15 protein-coding genes are annotated in these 14886 nt (G+C 73.3%); 3 read left to right on the forward strand and 12 right to left on the reverse strand.

Going from position 1 to position 14886, the window contains the following annotated elements; all coding sequences use genetic code 11:
- Positions 1-50: 50 nt before the first annotated feature.
- The 3 genes from AC0KXF_RS13480 to AC0KXF_RS13490 are packed head-to-tail and all read right to left on the reverse strand — an operon-like array spanning position 51 to position 3159.
- A complete protein-coding gene (locus AC0KXF_RS13480; RefSeq protein ID WP_473109663.1) occupies positions 51-1334 on the reverse strand; it encodes an FAD-dependent oxidoreductase in 1284 nt (427 codons plus the stop codon).
- The gene (locus tag AC0KXF_RS13485) at positions 1331-2041 is read right to left on the reverse strand and encodes a methyltransferase domain-containing protein (RefSeq protein ID WP_473109664.1); all 711 of its coding nucleotides are present in this window, start codon (positions 2039-2041) and stop codon (positions 1331-1333) included. The genes AC0KXF_RS13480 and AC0KXF_RS13485 overlap by 4 nt, the downstream gene beginning before the upstream one ends.
- The gene (locus tag AC0KXF_RS13490) at positions 2038-3159 is read right to left on the reverse strand and encodes a type III polyketide synthase (RefSeq protein ID WP_473109665.1); all 1122 of its coding nucleotides are present in this window, start codon (positions 3157-3159) and stop codon (positions 2038-2040) included. The genes AC0KXF_RS13485 and AC0KXF_RS13490 overlap by 4 nt, the downstream gene beginning before the upstream one ends.
- Before the next feature lie 215 nt (positions 3160-3374).
- Between AC0KXF_RS13490 and AC0KXF_RS13495 the strand changes: the two genes are divergently transcribed.
- On the forward strand, positions 3375-3860 hold the full coding sequence (locus tag AC0KXF_RS13495; RefSeq protein WP_473109666.1) for a YciE/YciF ferroxidase family protein: 486 nt from the start codon (positions 3375-3377) through the stop codon (positions 3858-3860).
- A 68-nt stretch (positions 3861-3928) separates the two neighbouring features.
- Positions 3929-4978, forward strand: coding sequence for a DNA topoisomerase IB (locus AC0KXF_RS13500; protein ID WP_473109667.1), 1050 nt, complete (start codon positions 3929-3931; stop codon positions 4976-4978).
- Here the strand turns inward: AC0KXF_RS13500 and AC0KXF_RS13505 are convergent.
- Positions 4962-5867 carry a glycosyltransferase family 2 protein gene (locus tag AC0KXF_RS13505; RefSeq protein ID WP_473109668.1) on the reverse strand — a complete coding sequence of 302 codons (906 nt, stop codon included), beginning with the start codon at positions 5865-5867 and terminating at the stop codon, positions 4962-4964. The two genes, AC0KXF_RS13500 and AC0KXF_RS13505, sit on opposite strands and share 17 nt — an antisense overlap.
- Entirely contained in the window at positions 5864-6865 is a 1002-nt protein-coding gene (locus AC0KXF_RS13510) for a bifunctional heptose 7-phosphate kinase/heptose 1-phosphate adenyltransferase (RefSeq protein ID WP_473109669.1), read from the reverse strand. The genes AC0KXF_RS13505 and AC0KXF_RS13510 overlap by 4 nt, the downstream gene beginning before the upstream one ends.
- A gap of 119 nt (positions 6866-6984) precedes the next feature.
- Between AC0KXF_RS13510 and AC0KXF_RS13515 the strand changes: the two genes are divergently transcribed.
- On the forward strand, positions 6985-8202 hold the full coding sequence (locus tag AC0KXF_RS13515; protein ID WP_473109670.1) for a glycosyltransferase family 9 protein: 1218 nt from the start codon (positions 6985-6987) through the stop codon (positions 8200-8202).
- Positions 8203-8213: 11 nt separating this feature from the next.
- On the opposite strand, the gene AC0KXF_RS13520 is transcribed toward AC0KXF_RS13515, so the two are convergent.
- Genes AC0KXF_RS13520 through AC0KXF_RS13550 form a run of 7 tightly spaced genes read right to left on the reverse strand, consistent with a single transcriptional unit; the run spans position 8214 to position 14831 of the window.
- Entirely contained in the window at positions 8214-8924 is a 711-nt protein-coding gene (locus AC0KXF_RS13520) for an SDR family oxidoreductase (protein WP_473109671.1), read from the reverse strand.
- 38 nt (positions 8925-8962) lie between these two features.
- Positions 8963-10318 carry a PfkB family carbohydrate kinase gene (locus tag AC0KXF_RS13525; protein ID WP_473109672.1) on the reverse strand — a complete coding sequence of 452 codons (1356 nt, stop codon included), beginning with the start codon at positions 10316-10318 and terminating at the stop codon, positions 8963-8965.
- Positions 10315-10950, reverse strand: coding sequence for a D-sedoheptulose-7-phosphate isomerase (locus tag AC0KXF_RS13530; protein WP_473109673.1), 636 nt, complete (start codon positions 10948-10950; stop codon positions 10315-10317). Before AC0KXF_RS13530 ends, AC0KXF_RS13525 begins: the two co-directional genes overlap by 4 nt.
- A complete protein-coding gene (locus AC0KXF_RS13535; RefSeq protein ID WP_473109674.1) occupies positions 10947-12194 on the reverse strand; it encodes a glycosyltransferase in 1248 nt (415 codons plus the stop codon). The genes AC0KXF_RS13530 and AC0KXF_RS13535 overlap by 4 nt, the downstream gene beginning before the upstream one ends.
- Positions 12191-13231, reverse strand: coding sequence for a glycosyltransferase (locus AC0KXF_RS13540; RefSeq protein WP_473109675.1), 1041 nt, complete (start codon positions 13229-13231; stop codon positions 12191-12193). Before AC0KXF_RS13540 ends, AC0KXF_RS13535 begins: the two co-directional genes overlap by 4 nt.
- The gene (locus AC0KXF_RS13545) at positions 13228-14286 is read right to left on the reverse strand and encodes a glycosyltransferase family 9 protein (RefSeq protein WP_473109676.1); all 1059 of its coding nucleotides are present in this window, start codon (positions 14284-14286) and stop codon (positions 13228-13230) included. The genes AC0KXF_RS13540 and AC0KXF_RS13545 overlap by 4 nt, the downstream gene beginning before the upstream one ends.
- Positions 14283-14831, reverse strand: a complete 549-nt coding sequence (locus AC0KXF_RS13550; RefSeq protein ID WP_473109677.1) for a D-glycero-alpha-D-manno-heptose-1,7-bisphosphate 7-phosphatase — start codon at positions 14829-14831, stop codon at positions 14283-14285. The genes AC0KXF_RS13545 and AC0KXF_RS13550 overlap by 4 nt, the downstream gene beginning before the upstream one ends.
- Between the last annotated feature and the right edge of the window lie 55 nt (positions 14832-14886).

Here is a 14886-nt window from a genome sequence, read left to right on the forward strand (position 1 = left end):
CTCAGGGTGCCGGGTTCCCTTCGACGGGCTCGGGGAACGAGTGCAAGCGTTCAGCGCGAGGCGGCGCGGTCGAAACCCATCGCGTATGCGCGGGCGGCGAGCCGCGCGACGGGACCGCGTGCGACCGCCCCGACTGTCGCGACGAGCGCGCGGTGCGCGCTCGGGGGTCGGGCCCGACCGATGCCCGTGTTGAGCGAGGCGAGTCGCGCGGCGGTGCGCGCCGAGGCGAGCCTGTTGCGCTCCCACCGGGCGAGGCGGCGCTCGGTCTCGGCGGAGCCCTCCCGCAACCAATCGGCGAGCGCGGGGGCGAGCGTCGCGGCGTCGAGCAGCCCGAGATTCATGCCCTGGCCTCCGATGGGGCTCACCTCGTGCGCGGCGTCGCCGATCACGAAGAGCGCGCCGCTGCGCATGCGGGGGAGCAGGAGCCGTCGGATGCCGAACGCGGTCGCCGACTCCACGAGCGACGCGAGCTCGGTCTCCCCGGTGCGATCGGCGACCGCTCGGAGCAGGCGCTCGGCAGGGGCGACGGGCTCGGCAGCGTCGACAGGCTTGGCACGGTCGAGCTGGCAGACGGCTCCCGATCCCGGTCCGCCGCCGAGGCTCCCCCAGGCGACGAGCCTGCGCCCTCCGTTCGGCAGGGGGAACGATTCCACGACGCCCTGCGCGTCGAGCGTGATGATCGCGAGATCCTGCGGCTGCCCCGGGGCGTGCGCGAGATCGGTCATGAGGTAGCGGTCGGCGTGGATGCGCTCGCGGGATCGCGAACCCGGCAGCAGTGTGTCCCGGCCCGAGGCGCCCACCGCCATGATCACGGCGCGGGCGCGCATCTCGAGGTCGACCGCGAGCTCGACCGGGGCATCGACCGGGACATCGTCGTGAGCCTCGCCGCCCGTGGCGCCTTCGCCGGCCAGGCTCACCAGCAGGCTGAGGCCGTCCGCCCGCCGGGTGATCCGGCGCACCTCCGCTCCGAGCACCGGGGCCGGGGCTCCGAACGCGAGCGCGGCCTCCGTCACCGCCTGCGGCACCGCCGCGACGAACGGAAAGCGCGTGCGGCGGCGATCGAAGCGCACCTCGCCCAGCACCCGTCCGCTCCGGGAGCGGGCGATGCCGCGCGGGATGCGAGCGGCCTCCGCGAGCATGCGCTCGGTCGCGCCCGAGGCCTCGAGTGCGGCGAGCGCGGGCGGGTGCACGCCGATGGCGCGGGTGCCGGGTTTCGGATCGCGGCGCCGCTCGAGCACCACGGTGTCGATGCCGAGCCGGCGCAGTTCGGCGGCGGCGCACAGCCCGGCGGGTCCGGCGCCGATCACCACCGCGTCGTGCACCTCGGGGCTCACCGACGCCCCTCCGGCGAAAGATCGCGATGCACCGCGAGCAGCCGGAACGCGGTCGGCTGCTCGGCCGTCCAACCCGCGGGGAGCCGCGCTGCCAGCTCGTCGCGGGTGTAGCTGCGCCGGATGCTGCGCAGGCCGTCGACGCGCAGCAGGGTGCCCGGGGCGAGCGGCGCGGCGCCCACCGAGAAGGCTGCGTAAGCGCGCGGATCCCTCGCGATGTCGGAGTGCACGCTCAGCCGCGTGGCGAGCGCCGCCGAGTCGGCGATGACGCCGTCGAAATCGTCGCCGTTGAGGTGGTGCAGCAGGTGGTTGGAGACGACCACCTCGAAGCGCTCGCCCGCGGCCACCAGCTCGCCGCTGCTCGCCTGCCGGTAGCCGACGCCGCTTCCGCTCGCGCCGGTCTGCGCCACCTCGAGGGCTCGCGGATCCGGATCGATGCCCACCCCCTCGACCGCGAAGCCGTCGCGATGCGCGAGTCGCAGCAGCCTGCGCAGCACGTCTCCGCCACCGCATCCGATGTCAAGGATTCGGGCAGGGCCTGGTGCGGCCGCGAGCGCGGGTCGCACGTGCGAGCGGTACACGCGCCCCCAGCGCGAGACGGCGCGGTTCACGATCCAGAACCGCTGCAGTGTGCGGCGCAGCTTCGCCGGATCGCAGGCGGGGTCGTCCATCAGCTCCGTGAGCCGTTCATCGCGGGAGGCCAGTTTCATGCGCGCTCCGGCTTGCGGGCGTCGCCCGTGCGCAGCGTGAGCCGCGCGGTCTCGACGGTGAGTCCCGGCCCGAAGCAGAGACCGGCCACGCGAGCCCCGTTCGCGAGCGTGGGGTCCCCGAGGATGCGCCGCAGGATGAACAGGATCGTGGCGCTCGACATGTTGCCGAAGTCGCGCAGCACCGCGCGCGAGTGCTCCATCGCCTCGTCGGGCAGGTCGACCCCGCCCTGCACACGATCGAGCACGCTGCGCCCGCCCGGGTGCACCGCCCAGGCGTCGACCTCGCTCAGCGGATCCGCCCCGCCGAGCATGCCCTCGACGACGCCCGCGATCTCTCGGCCGATGATGCGCGGCACCTCGGCCGTGAGCCGCATCTCGAAGCCGCGGTCGCCGATGGTCCAGTCCATGTCCTGCTCGCCCTCGGCCGTGATCGCGGTCGAGAAGTCGCCCATCTCGAACCAGGGGCGACCCGGTTTCGGATCGGCGGACGAGACGACCGCCGCCCCCGCGCCGTCGCCGAACACCGCCGATGCGACGATCTGCTCGGGGTCGCTCGACGAGCGGATGTGCAGCGAGCAGAGCTCCGTGCAGACGACGAGCACCACGGCGCCGGGCCGCGCATCAGCGATCGCCTTCGCCGTTCGCAGCGCGGGGAACGCGGCGGCGCACCCCATAAAGCCGATGTGGGTGCGCTCGGCGGTCGTGGGGATGTCGAGCCGCCTGACCAACAGGTAGTCGGGACCGGGCGCGAAGAAGCCCGTGCACGACGCGGTGACGACGTGGGTGACCTCGGCGGCATCGAACCCGGATCGCTCGAGCGCGTCGCGGGCGGCCGCCTCCGTGAGCGGTGGGGCCTCCCTGCGGTAGACGGCGTTGCGCTCGCCCGTGCTCGGCGCCTGCAGCAGCTCTCCGTCCTCCGAGAACAGCGTGCCCCCGGACCCGATCTGGCCGATCACCGAGTACCGGTGCTCGATGGCGGACTGGTCGAAGGCGGCCCCGATGAGGCGGGCAGTGAGGCGATTCACCCCGGGCTGGGCCGCGAAGAAGTCGCGGGCCCTGGACTGGTCGAGCCGGGCGGCGGGCACGGCGGTGCCGAGGGAGAGGATCTTCGTGGACATGGTCCCATACAAGCCGATGCGCGGCTCCGGCGGGAGGGGTTGACACGTCGGATCTCCGAGAGCGGCCCCCGCGATAGCGGGTCGGGGCGAGCTCGCGCAAGCCCCTGTGCCGGGAGCCCCGGCCGTTCCTACAATCACCGAGAGACCGGTCGGCGTCATCACGGACCGCCCGGAAGCTCTGGAGAACCGTGAGGAAACACTCGAAGGAGAAGCCCATGTCACAGCGAAGCCTTGAAACCCCGACCGACCTGCTGCGCTTTCAACTGCGCACCGCCATGACCATGGAGCAGGACTCGCTCGCGGCCCTGGGCGATCTGGCCGAGGCGGCGCCGTCGAAGGATATTCAGAAGCTGTTCCGCCACCACTCCGACGAGACGCGCGAGCAGATCGAGAACCTGCGCAAGGTCTTCGGGCTGCTCGAATTCCCCGAATCCACCGCGGGGTCGCCCGCGACGAAGGGGATCTCGCGCCAGGCGCACGGCCTCATCGAGCGCTCCGACCGCGCGCTACTTGACCAGGTGACCCTGTCGTGTGCGCTCGGCAACGAGCACTACGAGATCTCGGTCTACCAGTCGCTCATCACCGCGACCGAGGCCGAAGGTGCTGCGGAAGCCGCGAAGCTGCTCTCGGACAACCTCGACCAGGAGACGCACACGAGCGAGGAACTGCTCACGCGGCTGCGCGAGCTCGCCGGGGTGTGACGGCCGAGGATTGAAAACCGGCCGGACCGGGCACAGAGGGGGAGCGGGAGACGAAGATCGGGGGAGGGATGGCCGCTCGGAGCGAGAGGGAGCGCCGGGGTGCCGGCGCGGCGCGGCGGCTCCCCATCTCCCGGGAACCGGCGGGCGACGGTTTCATCTACCGCCTGAACGGGCGCAGGATCACGAAGCGCTCCGAGATCGAGCGCCTGGATGCGCTCGCGGTGCCGCCGGCGTGGAACGACGTCGAGATCGCGCGCTCCCCGAGGGCCAAGGTGCAGGCGCGCGGAGTCGACGCCGCCGGGCGCACGCAGACGATCTACCATCCGGCCTTCAGACGCCGGCAGGATCGGCGCAAGTTCGCGAGGCTCGAGCGTTTCGGCGCCGCGCTGCCCGCGCTGCGGGCAGCCGTCGATCGCGATCTGCGCCGCCGCCGACTGAATCGCGACCGCGTCACCGCCTGCGCGGTGCGGCTCATCGACCGGCAGCTCTTCCGCGTCGGGAGCGCGCGGTACGCCGAGCAGCACCGCAGCTACGGGGTGACCACCCTGCGGGCGAAGCACCTCGATGCCACGACCACCTCGGTCGGCTTCGACTTCGTCGGCAAGAGCGGCAAGCGGCAGCGCGGGCGCATCAGGGATGCGCGCGTCGCCCGCCTGATCGCGCAGCTCGAGGAGCTGCCCGGACCCGAGGTGTTCCGCTTCTTCGATGAGGACGGAGTGGTGCAGCGACTGCGCAGCCGCCACGTCAACGCCTACGTGAAGCGGCACATGGGCGAGGAGTTCACGGCCAAGGACTTCCGTACCTGGGGCGGCACCGTGGTCGTCGCCTCGGCACTGCTCGACCTCTCGGACGAGCAGCTGACGTCGTCGAGGGCGCGCACGGATGCACTGCGGGCTGCCGTCCGCGAGGCGGCGGCAAGACTCGGCAACACCCCCGCCGTCACCCGCTCCTCGTACGTCGATCCGCGGGTCATGGAGGCCGCCGACCGGCCCGAGGTGCTCGAGCGCGTGCAGCGCTCGCTCGCCGGGCGGCGATCCCGCCGCTTTCTCGACCCCGGCGAGCAGGGCACGCTCGCCCTGCTCGCCGAGATGAGCACGACCTCTACGAGTCGCCGATAGCCCCCTGCCCTCCCGCGTCACCGGGTCGGGGGAAGACGATGTCGCTCACCTCGACGCGGCGGTCGGTCACGGTGGTCGGGGCCTCGAGATGCACGGCGCCGCTCGGCAGCACGCCGGCACCGCCGGCCCGCTCCATGACGCGCCACTGCGCGACCCGGTCCTCGCCCGCGTGCTGAGGCGGCAGCCGCCGCCAGAACTCGAAGCCGCCCGCCTCGACGAGTGCTCGCCGGTCGAACAGCACGCACGCGCCGATCCAGGCGATCCGATAGAGCAGTCGGTCGTCGTCGCGCAGCCGCTGCTGCCGTGCCAGGTGCGCGGGGTTGGCGGCGTTGTGCAGCGGCCACCGTTCGAAGGCGTCGAGCCACGGCCTGACGCGCTCGGGGGAGACCTGCCCGTGCGGCCAGGGTTCGAACCGCTCCGTCTCCTCGGGTCTCACGTCGCCGAGGTGCGAGAGGCCCTGCACGGCGTACCCGACGAGCCCGCACTCGGCCTCGCTCATCGCGGCGTCGAGACGCCCGAGTGCGCCCGGTTCGAGCCAGACGTCGTCGTCAAGGAAGAGCACGCGGTCGGCCGAGGCGCGGTCGAGCAGGAACTGCCGCTGCTCGGCCATGCCCCGCCGCGGCAGATGCCGGCGAAGCTCGACGGACCGGCCCTCGGCCTCCAGCACGCGCATCATGGCGCACACCGCGGGCGCGCGGTCGACCCCCTCCTCGGACTGGTCGCTGATGATCACGGCGAAGGGCGGATCCTGCTGCGCGGCGAGCCCGGCGAGGGTCACCGCGAGCTCCGCAGTGCGACCGGCGGTGGGGATGAGTACGTCGATGCGCGGCTGCGGAACCGGTGCCGGATCAGCCCATCGCGCGGCGCCTCGACGAGTGCCGGGATTCATCGCCGTACCGCTTCCGCTTCGCGCGAGAACCACTCGCCGAGCTCCTCGATGGAGCAGACGCAGGTACCCGCGCGCTGCACGGCCACGCTCGCCGCCCCCTGCGCGAACGTCGCGGCGTCCTCCAGAGAAGCACCGGCGGCGCGGGCGGTGGTGATGGCCGCGGCGAAGACATCGCCGGCCCCGGAGGCGTGCCGCTCGGGGGCGGGCTCGGCATGGGTGCGCACGGGATCGCCGTCGCGCCGGAGCAGCACCGTGCCGGTGCGGTCGAGCGTGGCGGCGACCGTCGCCGCGCCGGTGGTTTCGAGCAGGGTCTCGGTGGCGGCGATCGCGCGCTGCGCCCGCTCATCGCCCGAGCCGAGCGAGACGCCCGGCAGCGTCTCCGCCTCGGCTGCGTTGGGGGTGACGATGTCGGGACGCAGATCGCGCCAGCGCCCGGGCCGGTGCGCGTCGACCACGATGAGCCCGGGGCGGGGCATGCGAGCGAGCCGCTCCACCACGAAGTCGTCGAGCAGCGTCGACCCGTAGTCGCAGACGAGCAGCGCGTCGCTGTTCTTCACCGCCCGTTCCGCGCGCTCGCAGAACGCCTCCCTGACCTCGAGCGGCCATGCCTCGTCGCGATCCTGATCGAGGCGCAGCAGCACGTGGTCGTCGACCGTCACGCGCACCTTGGTCGTGGTGCTCGCACCCGCGACGCCTGCGAGGCCGGCCACGTCGACGCCCGCCGCCGAGAGCTGCGCGCGCAGCTCCGCGGCCGCGTCGTCGGCGCCGACGACCCCGACCGCTCTCGCTCGCGCGCCGAGGGCCGCGAGGTTGAGCGCGGTGTTCGCCGAACCGCCGGGTGCCACCGTGCGGTCGATGAGGTGCACCACCGGTGCGGGGGCCTCCCTCGCGACGCGCTCCGCGCTGCCGTTCCACCACCCGTCGAGCAGGTAGTCGCCGATCACGGTCACGCGCGGACGGGCAGCGCGCACCCGCTCGATGCACTCTTCAGGACTCATGACCGTGGCCTCCCTTCGGGCTTCGGACTTTCACGTTTGCGGTCCTCCGCTCGCGGGCATGAGGAGAGGAGAGGATCTTGCGGCGCCCGGCGCCGAGGCCGTTGGAGAGGAGCGACACGATGCGCTGGAGACAACGAGAAGACGACCGCGGCGCGACGACGGGGGCGGACGCGCTCGCGGTCGCCCCGCTGGGCGCCCGCATGGACGGGGTGCGTCGCATCGCGGTGCTGCGCGCGGGCGGCCTGGGCGATCTGCTGTTCACGCTCCCCGCGATCCGCGCCCTCTCCGCCGCCTACCCCGATGCCGAGGTGACCCTGCTCGGCACCCGGCTCGCCGCGGACCTGCTGCAGCGCCGCGAGGGCGCCCCGCACCGGGTGGCGCCGTTGCCGGTCGTGCCGGGAGTGGGCGCCGACCCGAGCGAACGCGGCGACGGGCCCGGCATCGCAGCGTTCCTCGAGCAGCAACGGCTCGTCGGCTACGACCTCGCCGCGCAGATGCACGGGGGTGGCCGCTTCTCGAACGCATTCCTGCTCGAAGTCGGCGCCCGCTGCACGATCGGCACGCGTACGCCCGACGCCGCGCAGCTCGACCGCAGCATCGACTACGTCTACTCGCAGCACGAGGTGATGCGGTGGCTCGAGGTCGCGGGGCTCGTGGGGGCCGCCCCCGTGGAGCTCGAGCCGCGCGTGCGCGTCACGGAGATCGAGCGCGAGCTCGGCGAGAGCTTCAGGGGTGAGGATCGGAGACCGATGGTCGCGATGCATCCGGGAGCGACGGATCCTCGCAGGCGCTGGCCGGTCTCGCACTTCGCGGAGCTCGCCACGGAGCTCGCTCGGGAAGGGGTGAGAGTCGTGCTGATCGGCAGCGCCGATGACGAACGGCGGTTGTGCGGACGCATCGTCGACGCCCTGGGTTTCGACGCGGCCGCGACCGGGCTGGTCGAGGACGCATCGGGGCGCCTGCCGATGCCCGAACTGGTGGGGTTGCTGAGCGCGGCCGACGTGATGGTCGGCAACGACAGCGGACCGCGGCACCTCGCTCAGGCCGTCGGCACCCGGACCGCCTCGGTCTTCTGGTGCGGCAACATGCTGAACGCCGGCCCGTTCCCTCGGCAGCGGCATCGCACGCGGATCTCGTGGACCGCCCGATGCCCGGTCTGCGGCATCGACTGCACACCCGAGCGAGTGGCCGTGGAGCGCTGCGAGCACGACGTCTCCTTCGTCGACGACGTGCCGGTCGAGGCCGTGCTCGCCGACGTGCGCGAGCTGCTCGCGGGGGCGCACGGCGAGCCCGGGACAGGCGATGATCCCGCGGGCCCCAGCGATCCCGCGTGGTGAGCCCGCGTGGATCACGGCCACGACGGCTCCTCCTCCGGGCAGATCATGAGCTCGCGCACCTCGCAGTGGGGCGGCTGCTGCAGCGCGAAGATGACGGCGCGAGCCACGTCCGACGGCTCGTTCAGCTGCGCATCCGACGCCGGCCGGTACTGTTCGGGGCGGTCGTCGAAGAAGCTCGTGCGCATGCCGGCCGGCACGAGCGTCGTGACGCCGAGGCGTCCCTTCGTCTCGGCCGCGAGCGCGCGGGAGAAGCCCAGCACGCCGAACTTCGAGGCGCAGTAGGCGGTGGCATCGGGCAGCGCTCGCAGCGCGAGCGACGAGGCGACGGTGACCACGCGGCCGTGCGAACGAGCGATGTAGGGGAGCGCGGCCCGTACCGCGGCGACTGTTCCGAGCAGGTTGACGTTGATCACGCGCTCCCACTCGTCGGCGGCGACATCCTCGAGCTTGCCGCAGCGGTCGATCCCCGCGGCGGTGACGATCGCGTCGATGCCGCCGAGCTGCTCCGCGAGTTCGGCGACTGCGCGTTCAAGGGCGGGCCGATCGGAGACATCCGCCGCACGAGCGGCGAAGCGGTCATCCACCCCGTCGACGTCGAGGTCGATCACCCCGGGTTCGCCTCCGGCGTCGGCGACGGCCTCGGCTACCGCGGCCCCCAGTCCGGAGGCGCCGCCGGTGACGACCACGCAGCCGATGTGGCGGGGGAAGAGTGAGGTGTGCATGGAATCTCCAATCATCGAGTCGAACGGATCGTGCGGGCTCAGCTCACCCGCGCGAGTGCGGCGGCGAGCCGGGTGGTGGATCTGCCGAGGTGGTAGGGCACCGTCACCGCGGCACCGCCCCAGCTCTGCAGCAGCCCCGCCTCGGGGAGGGCGTCGACGGTGTAGTCCCCGCCCTTCACCCAGATATCGGGTCGCAGCCGGTCGAGCGCCTGCTCGGGTCCGTCCTCGTCGAAGACGAGCACGGCGTCCACGCAGCTCAGGGCGCGCAGCATCTCCACGCGGTCCTGCTCGCGGATGAGCGGGCGCTCGGGCCCCTTCAGTCGCCGCACCGAGTCGTCTGAGTTCACGCACACGATCAGGCAGTCACCCATCTCGCGGGCGGCGGCCAGCGTGCGCACGTGACCGGCGTGCAGCAGATCGAAGCACCCTCCCGAGGCGACCACGGTGCCGCCGCGCTCGTGCACCGCCCGCGCGAGCGCGAAGGCGTCGAGGGGAGCCTCGGCCTCGGAGGGCGCCGAGAGCTCCGGCAGCGAGGCGACGCCACCCGCCGCGAGGTAGTCGCGGGCGGCGGAGACGGCCTCGCGTGCGGCAGCGCGCCGGTCCGCTCCCCGCGCGAGCGCGACCGCCGCGGCCGCGATGAAGCGATCGCCCGCGCCGCAGGTGTCGGCGGCGGCGACGGGCTCGGATGGGATCTCGAGCGGCTCGACGCCCGGCTCGTGCAGCAGCGCGCCGAGCTCGCCGAGGGTCACCAGCACGGCGGCGCAGCCGTAGCGCTCGTGCAGCCGCGCGGCCGCCTCCGCCGCGTGCTCCGGGCCTCGCGCGGTCCCCGCCGCGGCCGTCGCCTCGGGCAGGTTCGGGGTGACGAGCTGCGCTGCGGGCACGGGATCGGCCCCTCGCGGATGCGGATCCCACACGAGCGGCACCGCGCCGCCGCGCCGCTGCAGCGCCTCGCGCAGCTCCGTATGCTCGGTGAGACGTCGGCCGTAATCCGAGACGATGATCGCCTCGGAGTCGGCCACCGCCGAGAGCAGTCGGTCGGTCACGCGAGGGACCGGGGGAGGCTCGCAGCCCTCGTCGATGCGGCACACCGCCTGGTCGGCGGTGCGCACGCGGCGCTTCACCGGAGTGGGGGCGCCGGAGTCGCAGGCGATCACCGCTACGCCGGGCAGACGCTCGCGGATCCGCGCAGCCGCCTCGTCGTCGCCGAGCGCCGTGACCAGGCTGACCTCGTGACCGTCGCCCTGCAGCATCGCGGCGACGAGCCCCGCCCCGCCCGCGCGGAACCGGCGGCCCGAGACCTCGACGACGGGCACGGGCGCGTCGGGGCAGAGCCGCTCGATCCGCCCCTCGACGTCCTCGTCGAGCAGTACGTCTCCGACCACCGTGATCCTCATGATCCGCTCCTCGCGGAATCGGCGACGCGCTCGTCGAATACCTCGCAGACGGCGTGGATCGCGGCCAGCTGACTCTCCTGCACGTGCGGCGAAGCTCCGTCGATGCAGATCGCGTCGTCGCACACCGTCGTCAGCGGGTTGGGGCCCTCGCCCGTGAGCGCCCAGGTGGTCGCCCCGAGCGCGCGGGCCGCGCGAGCGGCCTCGATGAGGTTGCGGCTCGCTCCGCTCGTCGAGATGAGCAGCACCACGTCGCCCGCGCGGGCGTGAGCGCGCACCTGGCGGGCGAAGACCTCGGCGAAGCCGTAGTCGTTGCCGATCGCGGTGAGGCTCGAAGTCTCGGCGTTCAGCGCGATCGCGGAGTAGGCCTCGCGGTCCCCGCGGTACCTGCCGACGAGCTCGGCGGCGAGGTGCTGGGCCTCCGCCGCCGATCCGCCGTTGCCGGCGACCAGCAACCGCGCCCCGGATCGCAGGCGAGTCGCGAGATCGTCCCCCCACTCCTCGAGGTGCGAGGCGTGACGCATCGCGCAGGCGAGCGTGGCGCGGAGGCCCTCGAGATGAGCGGTGACCCGCTCCCCGCTCGCCGGGTCGTGTCGGCGGTTCTTCCGGGGTCGAGTGGTCGTCGTGATCGTCATTGCGCCATCTCCAGGAGTTGTCCGGGCTGCTGACGCTCGCGGGTGAGCAGCCGCTGATAGATGTGTTCCGTCTGCTGGGCGACGCTCGCCCACGTGTAGCCGGCCTCGATGCGGCCCCTCCCGGCTGCGCCGAGCGCCCGGCGGAACGGTTCGTCCCCGAGCAGGCGCGCCGCGGCCTCGGCGATCGCGGCGGGATCGCGAGGGGGCACGTGCAGGCCGGTGATCCCGTCGACCACGCTGTCGCGCAGCCCTCCGACCGCCGCCGCGATGACGGGGGTGCCGCACGCCATGCTCTCGAGCGGCACGATGCCGAACGGTTCGTACCAGGGCGCGCAGATCACCGCGTCGGCCGAGCGCAGCAGGGCCGGCATCCGGTCTCGAGCCACCTGTCCGCGCAGATGGGTGCGATCCGCCACCCCCAGCTCCTCCGCGAGCGCGGCGAGCCGCTCGAGTTCCGCGTCTCGACCGCCGACCGCATCGCCCGATCCGACGATCTCGAGTTCGACGTCGTCGAAGCCCAGCTCGCGCAGCAGCGGGATCGCGCGCACGGCGAGATCCATCCCCTTTCGAGGCACGATCCGCCCGACCGTCAGCAGCCGATGAGTCGCGCCGCGCGGCTCGACCGGCCCGCGGGTGTCGAACTCCACGGGATCGACGCCGCACGGAGCGACCTCGATGCGGTGCGACGGCACCCCCAGGGCGCGCAGCTCGTCGACCTCGTCGTCGCACGTCGCGATGACGGCGTCCGCCTGCTGGCCCACCCGCGGTTCGAGATCGGCCCGCTCGGCCGGGCTCGTGTCCGAGGCGCCCTGGTGGCGCCGCTTGACCGAGCCGAGCGCGTGGAAGGTGTGCGCGACCGCCGGGCGCTGGTGCTCGGGCAGCAGCCGCGCGCCCTCGAGCGCCGCGATGCCCGACATCCAGAAGTGGCTGTGCACCACGTCCGGCGGATCGTAGCGCCACGACGCCGCGAGCTCCTCGGCGAGCACTCCCATGTACGGGAGCAGCTCGTCCTTCGGCACGCGGTGCGCGGGCCCGGCGGTGACATGCACGACGTCGACGCCCGGGCAGAGCGCGACGCGGGTGGGGAGCGCGGCGTCGTCGCGTCGCGTGTACACCGTCACGGTGTGGCCGCGCGCGGCGAGGGCGCGCGACAGCGCCGCGACGTGCACGTTCTGCCCGCCGGAGTCGACGCTGCCGGGGGGAGCGAGCGGGCTGGCGTGTTCCGAGACCATGGAGATTCTCATCGGAGTGCTCCTTCCATTCCGTGCTCCGCGCGGTTCGCGGCGCCGGTCGATCGGTCCGCCGCCCCCGCGGATGCGCGGGAGCGACGAGCTGTGTGCGCCTCGAGATGATCGGAGATCATCGCGTCCCAGTCGCGCAGGAAGCGCTCGAGGCCGTAGTGGGCGAGCGCATACTCGCGGGCCGCGCGGCCGCGGCGGCGCGCCTCATCGGGATCCTCCAGCAGGAGCCTCGCGGTCGCGACGAGTTCGGCTGGATCGGCGGAGACGGCTCCCGCGTCGGCGGGCACCGCTCGCGGCGCCTCGGTCGTCGCGAGCGCGAGCACCGGCATGCCAAGATGCATGGCCTCGAGCAGCGACAGTCCGAGCGAGGTCCAGCGCAGGGGGTGCACGTACGCGCGCCTCCGCGCGAGCTCGGCATGCATCTGCGCGGTCGGCAGATCCCCGATCGGCCGCAGCCGGTCCGGCGCGAGGCCGAGCGCGGGGGGCAGCAGATCGACGTCGATGCCGAAGCAGTCGAGCGTCGCCGCCTCCGCAAAGGCCGGGAGCAGGTCGGTGCCGGTGACCCGCCACCGCCGCACCGGCTCGTTGATGACGACGCCGAGCGAGGCGAGATCGCCGCTGTAGAGCGGTCCGGGATCGGGCACGCCGTGCTCGATGACGTGTACGGGGGCCTCGCCGCAGTCCCACGCGAGCCGGTTGAAGTGCGTCACGTGCACGACCGGGATCTCGCGCTGCTCGGCGAGGGGGTGACGCTCGGTCACGGGAAGTCGCTTGGGCGTGTTGTGCTCGACGAAGACGGCGGGCACGTCGCGTCCTGGGCGGCGGCCGAGCAGGCGCTCGGCGAGCTCCAGCTCCTCGGTGCGCTGCAGCACCACGAGGTCGACCGGCTGCTCGCGCAAATCCGCCGGGTCGATCGGACGCGCTCCCGGGGGCAGCTCGGGCAGAGAATCCCCAGGTGCTGCAGGGATCAGGTACTCGTGGCTGCCGCGCAGGAAACCGTCCATCCACCCTCCGTGGACGTGCCAGACCAGAATCTTCATCGGCGTGCTCCTCTCGTGTCGGTGGCTTCTTCGTCGTGGCGCCCCGCTTCGAGCTCGAGCACGGCCTCCACCACGCTCTCGGCGGAGACGCCCGCGAGGCACGGGTGGCCCGGTACCGGGCAGATGCGTGCTCGCGTGCCACGGCAGGGCGCGTTCTGATCGCCGAGCAGACGGTGCGGCACGCCGTACGGGCGCCAGCGCACGGCCGGGACGACGGGGGAGAAGAGGCTCACGATCGGCGTGCCGACCGCGGCGGCCAGGTGGGCGGGCCCGGTGTTGCCGACCACCACCGCGCTCGCGCCCGCGAGTACACCCGCGAGCTGCGGCAGCGTGCAGCCGCCCGCGAGATCGACGGCCGTCGGCTCCTCGCGGGCGATGAAGCCGGTGAGCGCACGCTCGTCGGGGCCTCCCGTGAGCAGGACCCGGCGCCCTTGCGCCGCCAGCAGGCGGGCCGCGCGCGCGAATCCCTCGACCGGCCACTGCCTCGCGGGCACGGCGGCGCCGGGGTGCAGCACGACGTAGGGGTCGTGGCCGGTGAGCTCGGAGACATCCGGCAGGGTGCCGACCCGCAGCCGACCGTCGTCGGGACCGGGGAAGCCCGCGGCCTCCGCGATGGCGAGCGCCCGTTCGGGCTCGGGAATGTCCTCCGGGAGATCCTCTCCGGGCCGCAATCGCACGTCGAGCAGGGATCCCGGGTAGTCGACCGAGGCGCCGGAGATCCGCGAAATTCCCGCGACGCGCAGCAGCATCGCGAGGGGCAGCGGCGACTGGTGGAAGGAGGTGAGGATCACGGCCTCCGCGACCCGTGCGGCGCGCACCCGCGAGACGAGCGCTCCGAGGTGATCCTCGTCGACCGCCGGCGCGGGATCCGAGATCCAGGGCGCATCCCACACCACGACCTCCGAGACGCCCGGGAGCAGCCGGGCGGCCGGTTCGCCCCTCGGCCCGCACAGCATCACCACGTCGGCCCGCTCGGCCACCGCGCGCACCGCCGGCCCCGTGAGCAGCACGTCACCGAGGCTGTCGAGCCTCGCCACGAGCACCCGGGGCGTCACGGGCGCGCCTCCGCGAGTGCGGGAATGAACCAACCCACCGCCTCCCGCACCGTGCGCGCGACGAGGGGTGCGGCGGCGACCTCCTCCGGCAGCGTCTCCGGTCGCGGCACGAGTACGGCGTGCGCGCCGGCGGCCCGGGCGGCCTCCACGTCGGCCCCGATATCGCCGATCATCAGGATCCGCGCCGGCTCGAGGCCCAGCTGCTCGGCAGCCGAGAGGATCATGCCGGGCAGGGGTTTGCGGCACCCGCAGCCGTCGTCGGGGGCGTGCGGGCAGATGCGCCAGACGTCGAAGGGGCCGAGCAGCGCGTTCACCCGCCGGTCGACCTCGCGTACCTGCTCGGAGGTGAGGAGGCCGCGCCCGATCCCGGACTGGTTGCTGATGACGCCCACCGCGATCCCGAGTTCGCGGAGCCCGTCGAGCGTGTCCGCGACGGTGGGCAGCGAGTGGACCCGATCGGGGTCGCCGTTGTACGGCACGTCCTCGATCAGGGTGCCGTCGCGGTCGAAGAGGACCGCGGAGATGGGGGCGTCGCTGCTGCTCATACCCTTCCGGTTCCCCGGAGGAGAAGCAGTAAACACGACCTCCTCGGCCTTGTTT

This window comes from Leucobacter holotrichiae (assembly GCF_055791005.1).